Below are 13569 nucleotides of genomic sequence, written 5' to 3'. Positions count from 1 at the left end.
CCAAGCCTATGCGCCCGGGCGCCGGCGCCTCTGCGGCGCTTGCTACTCTGAGCGCGATGACCGGGCAGGATGAGATCCACGAGCGGGTGTGCTCGCGGATCGGCTGCAGCGGTCCGGCGGTCGTGACGATCACCTACGACTACCGCGACTCGCTCGTGGCGGTGGGTCCTCTCAGCCCGGTTCCCGATCCGCACGGCTACGACCTCTGCTCCGAGCACGACCGGCGGCTGCTCGTGCCGAGGGGCTGGGAGACGATCCGCTACAGCGAGCCGTCGCCTCCGACCGCGGGCTGATCCCGGAGCCGCACGGGTTCGCGCTCGGGGAAGCCGCGCGGCGCCTCCGCGAGTACCGGTGCGAGCCGACGGAGGCGCTGATCGGCCAGGCCGAGCGCCCGCCCTTCGCGCGCCCTGCGCAGAGCGGCCACCGACAGCAGGAAGTCCTCGGCGGGGGCGCTCGGCAGCGGGGAGACGAACGCCGACGCCTCCTGGGCGAGCGACGCGGCGAGCTGCGACCGCGACGGCTCCGTCATCCGCCCGCGCTGGCGCAGGTACTGAGCGAGGCGACGTGCCAGAGCGTCGGGGAGGCGCGCCACGTCGGCGGTCGCAGCCCAGCCCAGCAGCGGGGCGGGGACCTGGACCTCGAGCGGCTCGACCCGGGGGACGCGCTCGAGCTGACTGCGGGTTCCGGCGAGGATGTCGCCCAGCCGCCGCGACTGCCGCGAGAGCAACCCGACGACAGCGGCGAGACCGCCGGCCGTCATCAGGATCTCGAGCACGGCGGTCAGACCGCGCACGAGCGCGTGCCGGAAGCCGATCGCGCCGCCGTCGTCGCGGACGATCCTCGCCCCGACGGCGAGCTTGCCGAGCGAGCGTCCGCGGGTGGCCGTCTCGACGACCACCGGGACCACCACCACCGAGACGACGAGCGCCGCGATCCCGACGGCCGCGAGCGCCGCGTCGTCGAGGCCGCCCTCGCCGGCGAGCGAGGCGACCAGGTAGAAGAGTCCGAAGGCCAGCACCAGCTCGGCGATCAGGTCGATGATCGCTCCGGAGGCTCGGAGCACGAACGAGGTGACCGGGACGTCGAGGGCGATCGCCTCGCCCGTGATCAGTCCGGGATCGTCGAACCCGTCGTCCATCGCACACCTCCGATCGACCCGCTGCCGCGGAACAGTCGCGGCTATCATCTCAACAGATGGACATCGATGCTCTCTCGGCCGCGCGCAGCGCGCAGTGGACGCGCCTGGACGAGCTCTCGCGCAAGCGCCGGCTGAGCGGCGGCGAGGCGGACGAACTCGTCGAGCGGTACCAGTCCGCCTCCGCCGACCTCGCCGCGATCACGTCGACCGCCGGCTCCACCGCGATCGGAACCCGTCTCGCCGTCTCGCTGTCACGGGCGCGCGGGCGGCTCACCGGCACCGGGGACGAGCCCCTCGCGGCGGTCTCGCGCTTCGTCGTGCTGTCGCTGCCGGCGGCGCTGCACCGCCTCCGCTGGCTGACCCTCGCGGTCGCCCTGGCGACGGCCCTGGTCGCCACGCTCTACGCGGTCTGGATCCTCGGCGACGCCCGCCTGCTCGCCTCCCTCGGCGACGACGCGGAGCTGCGCCGTTTCGCTCAGAACGACTTCATCGACTACTACTCCGAGAATCCTGCCGCCTCGTTCGCGGGCCAGGTCTGGACGAACAACGCGTGGATCGCGGCCCAGTGCGTCGCATTCGGCATCGTCGGCGTGTACGTGCCGTACATCCTGCTGCAGAACGCGCAGAACCTCGGCACGTCGATCGCGGTGATGTTCCACGTGGGCGAGGGCGACACGTTCTTCCTCTACATCGCCCCGCACGGCCAGCTCGAGCTGACGGCCGTCTTCGTCGCGGCGGCGGCGGGGCTGCGCATCTTCTGGGCGTGGATCGCGCCCGGTCCTCGCACGCGCGGTCAGGCTCTCGCGGAGGACGCCCGCAGCCTCTTCACCGTCGCGATCGGCCTGGTCTTCGTACTGCTGGTGTCGGGAGTGATCGAGGGCTTCGTGACTCCGGCGCCGTGGCCCTGGTGGCTCAAGATCGGCATCGGCGCGCTGGCGCTCGGGGCGTTCCTCTTCTACATGATCGTCGTCGGCGGCAGGGCGGTGCGCGCGGGCGAGACGGGCGACCTCGACCGCTTCGGCGCGGGCTCGCGGAGCATCGCCGAGAGCTGATCGGGGCGGGGTCGAGGCGAGTCGACCTGAGCGACGCCTCAGAGCCTCCCGGCCGCCTTCAGCGCGATGTAGCGGTCGGCGAGGAGGGGCGGGAGCCGCTCGGGAGACCCGAGGACGACGTCACCGCCGAGCCGGCGCACGGCCGCGGCGAGGCGGTCGGAGTCGCTGAGCGAGCGCTGCGCCGCGGCGGCCGTGTACACGGCGCTCCGATCGCTCCGGTCGGCGGCCATCTCGGCCAGCTCGGGGTCGAGCGCGCAGGCGACGACGACGGTGTGCTGGCGGGTGAGCTGGGGGAGCACGCCGAGCATGCCCTCGGCCGAGCCGACGGAGTCGAGGGCCGTCAGCAGCACGACGAGCGAGCGCTGCGCGGCGAGCGCGCGCACCTGGGCGGGCACGGCCGACCAGTCGGTCTCGAGCAGCTGCGGCTGGACGGGGGCGAGGGCGTCGACGACGCGGCCGAGCACCTCCGTGCCGGTCGCCCCGTGCACGCGGGCACGCCGCGTCCGGTCGAACGCGAGCACATCGACGCGGTCGCCGGCCGAGGCGGCCAGAGCGGCGAGCAGGAGGGACGCCTCGATCGCGGTGTCGAGCCGGGGCTCGTCGTCGATCCGCGCGGCGCTGGTGCGGCCGGTGTCCAGGACGAGGATCACCCTGCGATCGCGCTCGGGCCGCCAGGTGCGCACCACGGGCTCGCGGCGCCGCGCGGTCGCCCGCCAGTCGAGCGAGCGGACGTCGTCACCGCGGACGTACTCGCGGAGACTGTCGAACTCGGTTCCCTGGCCGCGGATCATCACGCTCGTGCGGCCCTCGAGCTCGCGCAGGCGCGCCAGCCGGGACGGCAGATGCCGCCTCGAGCGGAACGGGGGGAGGACGCGGATCGCGGCGGGAGCCTCCCGGGTCGCCTGGCGGCCGGCCAGGCCGAGCGGCCCGTCCGACCGTACGGTGACGTGCAGGGCCCGCCGCTCGCCGCGACGCCGGGGGACGAGCACCGTCGTGACGGCGCGCCTCTCACCGGGTGGGAGGCGCAGCGCCGAGCGGGTCGCTGCGGCGCCCGCCGACGGCTCCCAGGCGTCGCGCACGGCACCGCGGATCCGCCTCCGCCCCGTGTTCGTGATCAGCAGCACCGCCTCCGTCTGCTCGCCGAGACGCACGCGGTCGGGGACCCGGCGCTCGACGACGACGGCGCGGGGCGATCCCGCGACCACCAGGTCCACCCCGACGAGCACGAGCCAGAGCAGCAGCCAGAGCCCGAGCACACCGAACGCGGTCTCGGCGCGTCCTCCGAGGAGGACGACCGGCACGAGGCCGACGAGGAGGACGAGGACGGAGCGCCCGGTGAGATGCACGGCTCAGACCGGGACGCGGACCTGCTGGAGGATGCCGCCGAGGACCGCCTCCGTGCGCACGCCCTCGAGCTCGGCCTCCGGCTGGAGCTGGATGCGGTGCCGCAGGACGGGGAGCACCATCGCCTGCACGTGATCGGGGGTGATCGAGCTGTAGCCGTTGAGCCAGGCCCACGCGCGCGAGGCGGCGAGCAGCGCGGTCGACCCGCGGGGGCTCGCGCCGAGCTTGACGCTCGGGCTCTGCCGCGTCGCCCGGGCGACGTCGACGATGTAGCCGAGCACGTCGGGGCCCGCCCCGACCCGGCGCACCGCGTCCTGAGCTGCGCGCAGCCGGGAGGCGTCGAGCACGGGGTGCACGCCCGCGGCCGCGAGGTCGCGCGGATCGAAGCCCGCGGCGTGGCGTGCCAGCACCTCGACCTCGACGTCGCGCGGCGGCACCTCCAGCACCAGCTTGAGCAGGAAGCGGTCGAGCTGCGCCTCGGGCAGCGAGTACGTGCCCTCGTACTCGACGGGGTTCTGGGTCGCCGCGACCAGGAACGGGTCCGGCAGGGGGAGCGTCCGCCCGTCGACGCTCACCTGGCGCTCCTCCATCGCCTCGAGCAGCGCCGCCTGGGTCTTCGGGGGCGTGCGGTTGATCTCGTCGGCGAGGAGCAGGTTCGTGAAGACCGGGCCCTCGCGGAACGCGAAGCCAGAGGTCGAGGCGTCGTAGACCAGCGAGCCCGTGATGTCGCCGGGCATCAGGTCCGGGGTGAACTGCACGCGGCGGGTGTCGAGCCCGAGCGAGACCGACAGCGCGCGCACGAGCAGCGTCTTCGCGACTCCGGGAACGCCCTCGAGCAGCACGTGGCCACCGGCGAGCAGCGCGATCAGCAGGCCCGAGACCGCGCCGTCCTGCCCGACGACGGCGCGACCGACCTCGGTGCGCACACGGTCGAGCTCGCGGCGCAGATCGTCGTCGCCGATCGGCGGGAGGGAGGTGTCGCTCATCGGTGGGGGCCTTCCGGTCGTCGGTCGGGGTGCGTGGTCGAGGGGACGAGGGCGGTGCGCACAGCGCTCTCGAAGCGGAGGAGCTCGTCGGACGCCGCGACGAGCGACGCGTCGTCGCCGGGCAGGTCGTCGACGAGCAGGCGGCGCAGCGCTGCCTGATCGCGGCCGAGCAGCTCGGAGGCGACCGACACGATCTCGTCGACGCCGGCCGACGGCGAGAGCCCGAGGGAGGCGCCCGCGCGCTGCAGAGTCCCGATGCGCAGAGCATCGAGCGCCCGGAGACGGGTGTCGCCGCGCGCGTAGAGACGGGCGCGGCCGCGGGCCGTCTCGCTCGCGTGGACCACGACGGGCAGCGGCTCGACGGCCAGCGGGCCGAATCGGCGCCCACGCCAGACGGCCGAGGCGACGAAGACGCACACCAGCAGGACGAGGGCCGGAGTCACCCAGCCCGGCGCGAGGTCGGCCGGGTCGACGGCGCTCGAGCCGGCCAGGTCCTCGAGCCCGGCTCGATACCAGACCAGGCGGTCCTCGCCGCCGAGCAGCCCGAGGGCCAGTGCGGCGCGCCCTTCTTCATCGATCGTGCCGTTGCGGAGGAGGTCGGCGTCGCCGATCGCCGTGACCGGCTCGCCTCCGGGGCCCGCGCCCGTGACGAGCGCGTACGCGTCGTCGCCCGTCGGGAAGCAGCCGACCGCATCGCCGTCGAGGATGCGGTAGGTCGTGCCCTCTCCCGACGGGATGCTCTCGGCTCGCTCGGCGGCGGGCAGTGAGCAGCGTGCGGCGAGGCTGCCGTCCTCCAGCGGTGCGCCGGCGAACGCCGCCTGCGGCAGGAGCGCATCGAGCGCGGCTCCGGTCGGCTGCACGAGCACGAGGGCGCCGGCCGCGCCGCCGAGCCCCGCGTACTGCGACTCGTCGAGGACCGAGCTCGGGTCGTCGATCAGCAGTGTCGTGTCCTCGCCGACCGCGTCGAGCGCGGTGTCGAGATCGTCGGCGCGCACGACCTCGACGCCCTGCTCGCGCAGCACCTGCGCGACGGCGCGCGCACCATCGGGAGCGGCGCTGTCGAGGTCGAGATCGGGAGCGGGGGTCGGTGCGCCGGTCGCGACGGTGAGCAGCAGCGTGCCCACGGCCACGAGGGCGAGCAGCAGCGCCCAGACGCGCCCGCGTCGCAGCAGCGCGCCGAGGGTCGGGCTCGTGACGGAGGCGGTCGACGTCATCGCCGCGAGCCGAGCGACGCGAGCGGGTCGAGGGCGGGGCCGAGATCCGGAGTCGCGGCCGCGAGAGCGCGATCGAGGTCGCGGAGGCGGTCGTACTCGGCCGCCCCGCAGTGCCGGCCCAGGTAGCGGACGCTGTCGAAGTCGTCCGCGCTGCGTCGGAGCGCGTCGGCGGATCGGGGGAAGGCAGCCGAGGCGCGGCGGGCGAATCCGTGGGCGGTGGTGCCGGGCGAGTGGCTGACCAGCGTCCGCTCGTCGAGGGCGCGGACCAGCGCGCGGAAGCGCTCGACCAGGGCCTCGTCGAAGTCGCCCCGCGCTGCGGCAGCCTCGGCGAGGGCGCGGATGCTGTCGGCCGAGCGGCCGTCGTCGTCGGCGAGCACCGCGCCGGTCACGGCACTCCGGCGGCGGCGCTTCGGCGCCCCCGCGATGAGCAGAGCGGCGACGACCAGGGCGAGCAGCACCGCGACTCCGATGACCGCCGCGATCGGCACGCCGGCCCCGTCCGTCGGCACCGAGAGGGAGGCGAACCAGTCGCGGATCGCCTGCACCGTGCGGTCGAACCAGGTGGGCTCCGCCGCCCGGTAGCGCGGGTCGGCGAGCTCCTCGAGGAGGAGGCGTCGAGCCTCCTGGGCGTCGGGATCGAGTGGTGCGGCCGCGAGGATCACCGGGGCGCCCGCTCCGGGGCCGGGAACGGATCGACGGTCGACCGGCCCGCGGCCCGGTCCTCGACATGACGCAGGAGCACGAGGTCGAACCCCTCGCGCCGCATCCGCCGGTCGAGGTAGACGAGGCCTGTCACGGCCGACTGCAGCACCGTTCCGACGGCACCGATGACGAGACCGAGGGCGACCGAGAGCACGGCGACGATCAGGGACGAGACGATCTGCGCGTTCGGGTCGGTGGGGGCGATCAGTGCGCCGCCGATCGGCACGAGCAGGCTGAACGGAGTGGCGATCACCTGGCTGGCGAGCTGGACGATCACGAGCATGAGGGCCAGAGCGCCGAAGGTCCGCCAGAAGCCGCCGACGACGAGACTCCACGAGCGGGCGATCGAGCGCCGGATCGACAGGCGCTCGACCACCAGGATGCTCGGCACCAGCGCGAGCTTCGTCCCGATCCACACGCCGAGCGCCGCCGCGGCGAGGCCCGCGAAGACCAGGACGAGGACGCCTCCGACGATCGTGCCGGCGCCGCCGTTCTGGGCGCCGAGCAGGAAGAGAGGAACGGCGAGGGCGAGCGCGGCCAGGACCAGGAGCGCGGTGCCGACGCCCTGCAGCACGGTCCAGACGATCAGCGCCCAGAACCTTCCGCGGAGGCGCCCGAGCAGCTGGCGGAGGGTCGGCCGCTCCCCGAGGACTCCGCGCGACACCTCCAGCACGACGACACCCTGGACGAGGGCGCCGGTGGCGAGCGCGACGGCGAGCGGGATCAGCGCGGCGAGGATCACGATGGCGAGGGCGCCCGCTCCGACCGCGTCCTGATCGGCCGCGTCCGCCTGCTCCACGCGCCCGACGGCGAGCACGGCCACGACGCCGTAGAGGGCGAGCGCGAGGACCGAGCCGACACCCTGAACGAGCAGGGCGACGCCGAGGGTGGTGCGGGGGCTCCGCCGCAGCACCTGGAACGGCGCCCCGAGGAGGGTGCCGAAGCCGAGGGGGCGGAGCGGGACGAGGCCGGGCTTGGGCGGCGGAGTCCACCCGGGCGCCGGGCCGGACCCGGGAGCCCACTGCTGCCCCGGAGCGACCGGCGACCAGGCGACGGGCGGAGCCGGCGGCGCGGGCGCGGCGACGTCGCGGTCAGGGGCGTCGAAGGGCCCGGAGGGCGGCGGCCACTGAGCTGCATCGGTCATCGTTCCCATGCTGTCACAGGCCCGCGCAACCCTGCCGCCGCGCGCCCGGCGCCCTCTCGGCCCCGTCGGTTAGCCTGAGCCGGTAACCGCGGACGCCCAGGGGGGTGAGCGCGGCCCGAGACGAGGAAGAACAGGCTCATGAGCGCGCGCATTCTGGTGGTCGACGACGACGCGGCCCTCGCCGAGATGATCGGCATCGTGCTGCGGGCAGAGGAGTACGACGTCTTCTTCTGCGCCGACGGCTCCGGTGCCCTCGACGCGTTCCGCCGCTCCCGGCCCGATCTGGTCCTGCTCGACCTGATGCTCCCGGGCAAGGACGGCATCGAGGTGTGCCGAGACGTGCGCGCCGAGTCGGGCGTGCCGATCATCATGCTCACCGCGAAGTCCGACACCTCCGACGTCGTGCAGGGGCTCGAATCGGGTGCCGACGACTACATGGTCAAGCCGTTCGACCCCAAGGAGCTCGTCGCGCGCATCAAGACGCGGCTCCGGCCCGCCCAGGTCGCCGCCAACGCGGTGCTGCAGGTCGGCGACCTGAGCCTCGACGTCGCGGGGCACGAGGTCCGCCGTGGCGAGGCCCGCATCGGGCTGACGCCGCTCGAGTTCGACCTCCTCCTCGCGCTCGCGTCGAAGCCCCAGCAGGTGTTCACCCGGGAGATGCTGCTCGAGCAGGTCTGGGGCTACCACTACAAGGCGGACACGCGACTGGTGAACGTGCACGTGCAGCGCCTCCGCGCCAAGGTCGAGAAGGACCCGGACGACCCGCGGATCGTGATGACCGTCCGCGGCGTCGGCTACCGCGCCGGCGCGGTGCTCCCGGCCTGACCGTGACCCCCGCCCGTCGGTTCCGGATCCCGGCGATCCGCCGCTGGCCACGCAGGATCCTCGGTGCCTGGCGGAGCTCGCTGCAGTTCCGCGCGGTCGCGATCACCGTCCTGCTGAGCGGGATCGCCATCGGATCGACGGGCGCCTACCTCTCGTACAGCATCAGCGACAACCTGTTCCAATCGCGGCTCAGCCAGGTGACCGGAGACACGTCCCGCGCCACCCGTGCCGCGCAGGGCTACCTCGACGCCGCCACCGTCTCCACCCGCCAGGACATGGAGGAGGTGATGAGCTCGGTGCGCACCGCGGTCCGCGACGCCTCGTCATCGGCCCTGATCGCCATCGTCCGCTCGCCCGATCAGGAGGCGTCCTCCCTCGCTCCGCAGGACATCTACAACCGGGAGCTGCAGAACGGCGTGATCAGCGACGACCTGCGCCAGAGGGTGCAGGACGGCGTCGACGGGCAGTACTGGCAGTCGGTCACGCTCGACGCGGCGGGTGAGCAGCAGCCCGGCATCCTGGTCGGGTCGACCCTCGAGCTGCCGAGCTCGGCCGGGCGCTACGAGCTGTACATCGGCTACTCGCTCGCCGACGCCGAGCGGACGCTCCAGTTCGTCCAGCAGGTGCTCAACATCGCCGGCATCCTGCTCGTCCTGCTGATCGGAGCCGTCAGCTGGGTCGTCGTGCGCCTCGTCGTCGCGCCGGTGCGGGTCGCCGCCCAGACCAGTCAGCGGCTCGCGGCGGGCGACTTCGACGTCCGCATCCCCGAGAAGGGGCAGGACGTCATCGCCACTCTCGCCCGGTCCTTCAACGGCATGGCCGACAGCCTCCAGGATCAGATCAGCGAGCTCGCGACCCTCAGCCGGGTGCAGCAGCGCTTCGTGTCGGACGTCTCGCACGAGCTGCGCACCCCGCTGACCACGATGAAGCTCGCAGGCGACGTCCTCTTCGACCAGCGGGAGGCGTTCCCCCCCGTCGCCGAGCGCACCGTCGAGCTGCTGCACGGCCAGATCGGCCGCTTCGAGAGCCTCCTCGCCGATCTCCTCGAGATCTCGCGCCACGACGCCGGATCGGCCGAGCTCGAGATCGAGCCCGTGAACCTGGTGCGGCTCGCGAGCGAGGAGATCGCGGACATGAGCGGGATCGCCGCCGCGAACGGCTCCGCCCTCACCCTCTCGGCGCCCGGCGGCTACTTCGACGCCGACCTCGACGCCCGGCGGATCCGCCGCATCGTCCGCAACCTCCTCGGCAACGCCATCGAGCACGGGGACGGTCGCGAGATCGTGGTCACCGTCGACAGCAACGCGACCGCGGTCGCCCTCGCAGTGCGCGACTACGGCCACGGCATGAGCTCGGAGGAGGTCGTCCGGGTCTTCGACCGGTTCTGGCGGGCCGATCCCTCCCGGCGGCGGACCCTGGGCGGCACCGGTCTCGGACTCTCCATCGCGCAGGAGGACACGGCGCTGCACGACGGCTGGCTGCAGGTCTGGTCGATGCCCGACCGCGGAGCCTGCTTCCGCCTGACGATCCCGCGGCGGCGCGGCGAGCGGATCGACTCGTCGCCCATCCCCCTCCCGCCGATCGACGCGGGCGAGCAGGCGTTCACCGGACCGATCGTGATGCCGCCGCTGCCGACCCCCGACGGAGCGCTCTCATGACACGATTCCGCACTCTCGCCTCCCTCCTGCTCCTCGTGCTCGCGCTGGCGGGCTGCGCGGGCATCCCCCGCAGCGGTGACGTCGGCGTCGGCCGGCCGGATTCGGCGCCCCAGGACCTCGAGTACGACTTCCTGCCCTCCGGTCCAGCCGCCGGCGCCTCGCAGCGCGACATCCTGAACGGCTTCATCGACGCGGCCTCCAGCCCTCAGGGCAATTACAAGATCGCCCGCGAGTTCCTCTCCACCGGAGCAGACTGGACCCCGAGCGAGCACGTGACGGTCGACGAGGGCCAGCGCTCGCAGGTGCAGCCGACGACCTCGACCCTGACTCTCACGATCACGCCGGTCGCCGAGGTCGACGGCAGCGGCGTCTACACCGAGGTGCCGACGGCCGCCGCCCTCAACCTCGACTACGGCTTCGTCCAGGAGGACGGCGAGTGGCGGATCAGCGCCCCGCCCAGCGGAGTCGTGATCGACAGGACCACCTTCGAGCAGGTCTTCTCGACGCACGCGCTCTACTTCTACGACCCGAGCTACAGCTACCTCGTGCCGGATCTGCGCTGGTTCGCCTCCCGGGCCGACAGCTCGACGAGCACGACGATCGTCACCGAGCTGCTGCGCGGGCCCACCGCCTGGCTGAGCGACTCCGGAGCGGCCGTCTCGGCGTTCCCGACCGGGACGGCGCTCGCCGCCGAGACGGTCCCGGTGGAGTCGCAGCGCGCCGTGGTCGACCTGAACTCGGCAGCGCTCGAGGCCGACGAGCGGCAGTGGCGGCTGATGTCGCTGCAGCTGAGCCGGAGTCTCGGCAACGTCTCGAACGTCACCGGAGTCACGCTCTCGGTCGAGCAGAACCCGATCGAGGTCACCAGCGAGACGAACGGGCTCCCCACCTCACCGCGGGTCGACACCAGGCCGCTCGTGCTGACCGACGACGCCTTCGGCTTCCTCGGCTCCTCGGGCCTCACCGAGACGGCCGTCTCCGACGAGGTGCGCGCCCTGTCCCCGACCGCGGTGGTGCTGGGGGAGCAGCGGGGAGCCGACTCCGATGCGGCCGCAGCCGTCCTGACGGAGGCAGGAGTGACCCTCGTCACCCCGGGACGCAGCGATGTGCTGCTCGACGCCCGCTCGGGCCTCGCCGCCCCGAGCATCGACCCTCTCGGCTTCGTCTGGTCGGTGCCGACCGCCTCGCCCGGCCAGCTCGTCGCCTACTCGCCCGACGGCGCGACCTCGTACCAGGTGGCGACGGCCTGGTCCGAGATCGACTCGATCGCCTCCTTCGCCGTCTCGCGGGACGGCACCCGGATGCTCGCGTTCGCGCAGGACGGGCAGCAGGCGACGGTGCTGATGGCGGGCATCACCCGCTCGGCGAGCGGGGAGCCCCTCGCCGTCGGCGAGCCCGTCGTCCTCCGCTCGACGCTCGGCACGGCGATCGCGGCGAGCTGGACCGACGAGCTCGACGTCGTCTCGGTCGTCCGCGCCTCGACCGGGGAGGACAGCGTGACGATGAACCAGATCGGAGGCGGCGCCACCTCGCTCGGCACGACCACCGGCACCCGGCAGATCGCGGCGGGCAACGCCTCCACGCAGATCCGCATCCTCGCCGAGGGCGGCGAGCTGCGCCAGCAGCGCGGATCGGCGTGGCAGACGATCGCCACCGATGTGCGGGTGCTGGCGGTGCAGACCGGCATGGGGTCCTGACAGGCGGGCGACCCGACCTCCGGCTCGCAGGATCGCGTTCGGCTCGTGGGAATCGGCGATTCCTGCGAGCCGAAGCGGATTCGACGAGCCGGAGGTGCCGCGCTGGAGCTGCTGGTGGTCCTCCACAGGACGCCGCGCGACGGAGTCGGCCTACTGGCGCGCCACGTGCCGTCGGTCCGAAGCAGGCTCTGCGCATGATCCGCGACTCCCTCCTCGACGCCCTCGCCGTCCTCCTCCCCGCCGACTGCCCCGCCTGCGGGAGCCCCGCCCGCGCGGGCCCGTGCGACGGGTGCCGCGTCGATGCGGCGGAGGCGGCGCTGCCCGGGAGGCGCCTGCTCGGCCCCGAGGACCACCCGCTCGACGTCGTCACCGGTGCGGCCTACGCCGGAGTCGTGCGGCGCCTCGTGCTGGCGCTCAAGGACGAGGGGCGGGTCGGAGCAGCGGCACCCCTCGCCGTCCTCCTCCGGCCGGCGCTGCGGCTCGCACTGGGCGGGGAGCCGGCCGTGCTGGTCGGCCCACCGGGTTCCTACGGACGCCGACTCCGCCGCGGCTACGACCCGGTCGCGCTGATCCTGAGGGCCGCAGGCGCACGACCGGCGCACACTCTCCGACGGGCCCGCCACTCACGCGATCAGGTCGGACTCGGCCGGGTGGAGCGCCGCGGCAACCTCGACGGAGCCTTCCGGGCGCGCCGGCCGCTCGAGGGATCGCCGTCGATCCTGCTCGTCGACGACGTCGTGACCTCGGGTGCCACTCTGCTCGAGATGCGGCGCGCCCTGGAGGCGGCGGGCGGGAGGGTACGCGGAGCGGTCGCCGTCGCGGGGACGCCCCTGCGTGCGGAGACGGGATTGCCGGGAGTCTCACCGGCGGCACCGATGGTCCTCGGGATGAACGCTCGGTGACACTCAGGTGGCCGGGGTCTACGCTCGGTGGCACGGCGTGAACGGTCCGCCCCAGAGAAAGGCGGCACGCCGTACTCGACTGGGAGGTTGTCATGGACATCGACATCACAGGACGCAACTTGGGCATCACCGATCGCTTCCGCGCGTACGCGACGGAGAAGGCGGAGAAGGTGGGGCACCTCGCCGATCGAGCCCTCGCGCTCGAGATCAAGGCGAGTCGCCACAGCGAGGGCAAGGGCGCCCCCGGAGGAGACCGGGTCGAGCTCACCCTGATCGGCAAGGGGCCCGTGGTCCGGGCCGAGGCGAGCGGTGCGGACAAGTACGCGGCCTTCGATGTCGCCCTCGGGCGCCTCCTCGAACGGGTGAGACGCGCCAAGGATCGCAAGAAGGTGCATCGTGGCCAGCATCGGCCGACCTCGCTCCGCGACGCGGCGGCCGACGACTTCAGCGTCGTCGCGATCCAGCCGGCCGACGCCGCGATCCTCGAGCAGGTGAGCACGGGCATCATCCCGGTGCAGGCCGAGACGGCGACCACCGAGGACGAGGCCGAGGAGGAGCCCTACTGCCCGGTCGTCATCCGCAAGAAGGTCTTCGCCTCCGTCTCGATGTCCGTCGACGACGCCGTCGACTACATGGAGCTCGTCGGTCACGACTTCTACCTGTTCATCGACGCCGACACCGGGCGCCCGAGCGTCGTCTACCGCCGCAAGGGCTGGGACTACGGCGTGATCGGCCTCGGCGACGAGGCCGACGAGCTCGCGGAGCAGGCCGCGAGCTGATCGACACCCTCTGAGGGAGGCCCCGGGCGCCGCGCGCTCCGGGGCCTCTCCGCGTCCGCCGACGGCGGACAGCACCTCGGACCGCGCACAGCGCTGCCCGGCTAGGCTGGTCGCGGTCCGTGCTCCGG

Annotated in this window: 13 protein-coding genes; 7 read left to right on the top strand and 6 right to left on the bottom strand. The window is 73.5% G+C overall.

All coding sequences use genetic code 11. From position 1 onward, the window contains the following. The first annotated feature begins 56 nt into the window (after nt 1-56). Nucleotides 57-293, top strand: coding sequence for a DUF3499 family protein (locus ASG06_RS18775; RefSeq protein ID WP_056045233.1), 237 nt, complete (start codon nt 57-59; stop codon nt 291-293). Here the strand turns inward: ASG06_RS18775 and ASG06_RS18770 are convergent. Further along, the gene (locus tag ASG06_RS18770; protein ID WP_056045230.1) at nt 260-1138 is read right to left on the bottom strand and encodes an RDD family protein; all 879 of its coding nucleotides are present in this window, start codon (nt 1136-1138) and stop codon (nt 260-262) included. The two genes, ASG06_RS18775 and ASG06_RS18770, sit on opposite strands and share 34 nt — an antisense overlap. Before the next feature lie 56 nt (nt 1139-1194). Between ASG06_RS18770 and ASG06_RS18765 the strand changes: the two genes are divergently transcribed. Continuing rightward, the gene (locus ASG06_RS18765; RefSeq protein WP_056045227.1) at nt 1195-2190 is read left to right on the top strand and encodes a stage II sporulation protein M; all 996 of its coding nucleotides are present in this window, start codon (nt 1195-1197) and stop codon (nt 2188-2190) included. 38 nt (nt 2191-2228) lie between these two features. On the opposite strand, the gene ASG06_RS18760 is transcribed toward ASG06_RS18765, so the two are convergent. From ASG06_RS18760 to ASG06_RS18740, 5 genes are read right to left on the bottom strand one after another with little or no spacing between them, the layout of a single operon-like run. After that, nucleotides 2229-3536: a DUF58 domain-containing protein gene (locus ASG06_RS18760; RefSeq protein WP_056045224.1), complete on the bottom strand. Its 1308-nt coding sequence runs from the start codon at nt 3534-3536 to the stop codon at nt 2229-2231. 3 nt (nt 3537-3539) lie between these two features. After that, on the bottom strand, nt 3540-4520 hold the full coding sequence (locus ASG06_RS18755) for an AAA family ATPase (RefSeq protein WP_082499364.1): 981 nt from the start codon (nt 4518-4520) through the stop codon (nt 3540-3542). After that, nucleotides 4517-5734: a DUF4350 domain-containing protein gene (locus ASG06_RS20370; protein ID WP_056045221.1), complete on the bottom strand. Its 1218-nt coding sequence runs from the start codon at nt 5732-5734 to the stop codon at nt 4517-4519. Before ASG06_RS20370 ends, ASG06_RS18755 begins: the two co-directional genes overlap by 4 nt. After that, on the bottom strand, nt 5731-6396 hold the full coding sequence (locus ASG06_RS20365) for a DUF4129 domain-containing protein (RefSeq protein ID WP_056045219.1): 666 nt from the start codon (nt 6394-6396) through the stop codon (nt 5731-5733). The genes ASG06_RS20370 and ASG06_RS20365 overlap by 4 nt, the downstream gene beginning before the upstream one ends. Beyond that, nucleotides 6393-7580: a hypothetical protein gene (locus ASG06_RS18740; protein WP_056045216.1), complete on the bottom strand. Its 1188-nt coding sequence runs from the start codon at nt 7578-7580 to the stop codon at nt 6393-6395. Before ASG06_RS18740 ends, ASG06_RS20365 begins: the two co-directional genes overlap by 4 nt. 138 nt (nt 7581-7718) lie before the next feature. On the opposite strand from ASG06_RS18740, the gene mtrA reads away from it, so the two are divergent. The 5 genes from mtrA (at nt 7719) to hpf (ending at nt 13441) form a co-directional block, all read left to right on the top strand. Then, nucleotides 7719-8405 carry an MtrAB system response regulator MtrA gene (mtrA, locus tag ASG06_RS18735; RefSeq protein ID WP_056045213.1) on the top strand — a complete coding sequence of 229 codons (687 nt, stop codon included), beginning with the start codon at nt 7719-7721 and terminating at the stop codon, nt 8403-8405. Nucleotides 8406-8407: 2 nt separating this feature from the next. Further along, the gene (gene mtrB, locus ASG06_RS18730; protein WP_231727842.1) at nt 8408-10063 is read left to right on the top strand and encodes an MtrAB system histidine kinase MtrB; all 1656 of its coding nucleotides are present in this window, start codon (nt 8408-8410) and stop codon (nt 10061-10063) included. Further along, on the top strand, nt 10060-11760 hold the full coding sequence (locus ASG06_RS18725) for a GerMN domain-containing protein (RefSeq protein WP_056045209.1): 1701 nt from the start codon (nt 10060-10062) through the stop codon (nt 11758-11760). Before mtrB ends, ASG06_RS18725 begins: the two co-directional genes overlap by 4 nt. A 194-nt stretch (nt 11761-11954) precedes the next feature. Further along, nucleotides 11955-12662 carry a ComF family protein gene (locus ASG06_RS18720; protein WP_056045206.1) on the top strand — a complete coding sequence of 236 codons (708 nt, stop codon included), beginning with the start codon at nt 11955-11957 and terminating at the stop codon, nt 12660-12662. A 92-nt stretch (nt 12663-12754) separates the two neighbouring features. Beyond that, the gene (gene hpf, locus ASG06_RS18715) at nt 12755-13441 is read left to right on the top strand and encodes a ribosome hibernation-promoting factor, HPF/YfiA family (protein ID WP_056045203.1); all 687 of its coding nucleotides are present in this window, start codon (nt 12755-12757) and stop codon (nt 13439-13441) included. The last annotated feature ends 128 nt before the right edge of the window (nt 13442-13569 follow it).

Source organism: Rathayibacter sp. Leaf185 (assembly GCF_001423885.1).
Taxonomy (GTDB): domain Bacteria; phylum Actinomycetota; class Actinomycetes; order Actinomycetales; family Microbacteriaceae; genus Rathayibacter.
The sequence above is the reverse complement of the archived record's forward strand: the minus strand, read 5'-3'. Positions and strand labels throughout refer to the sequence as shown.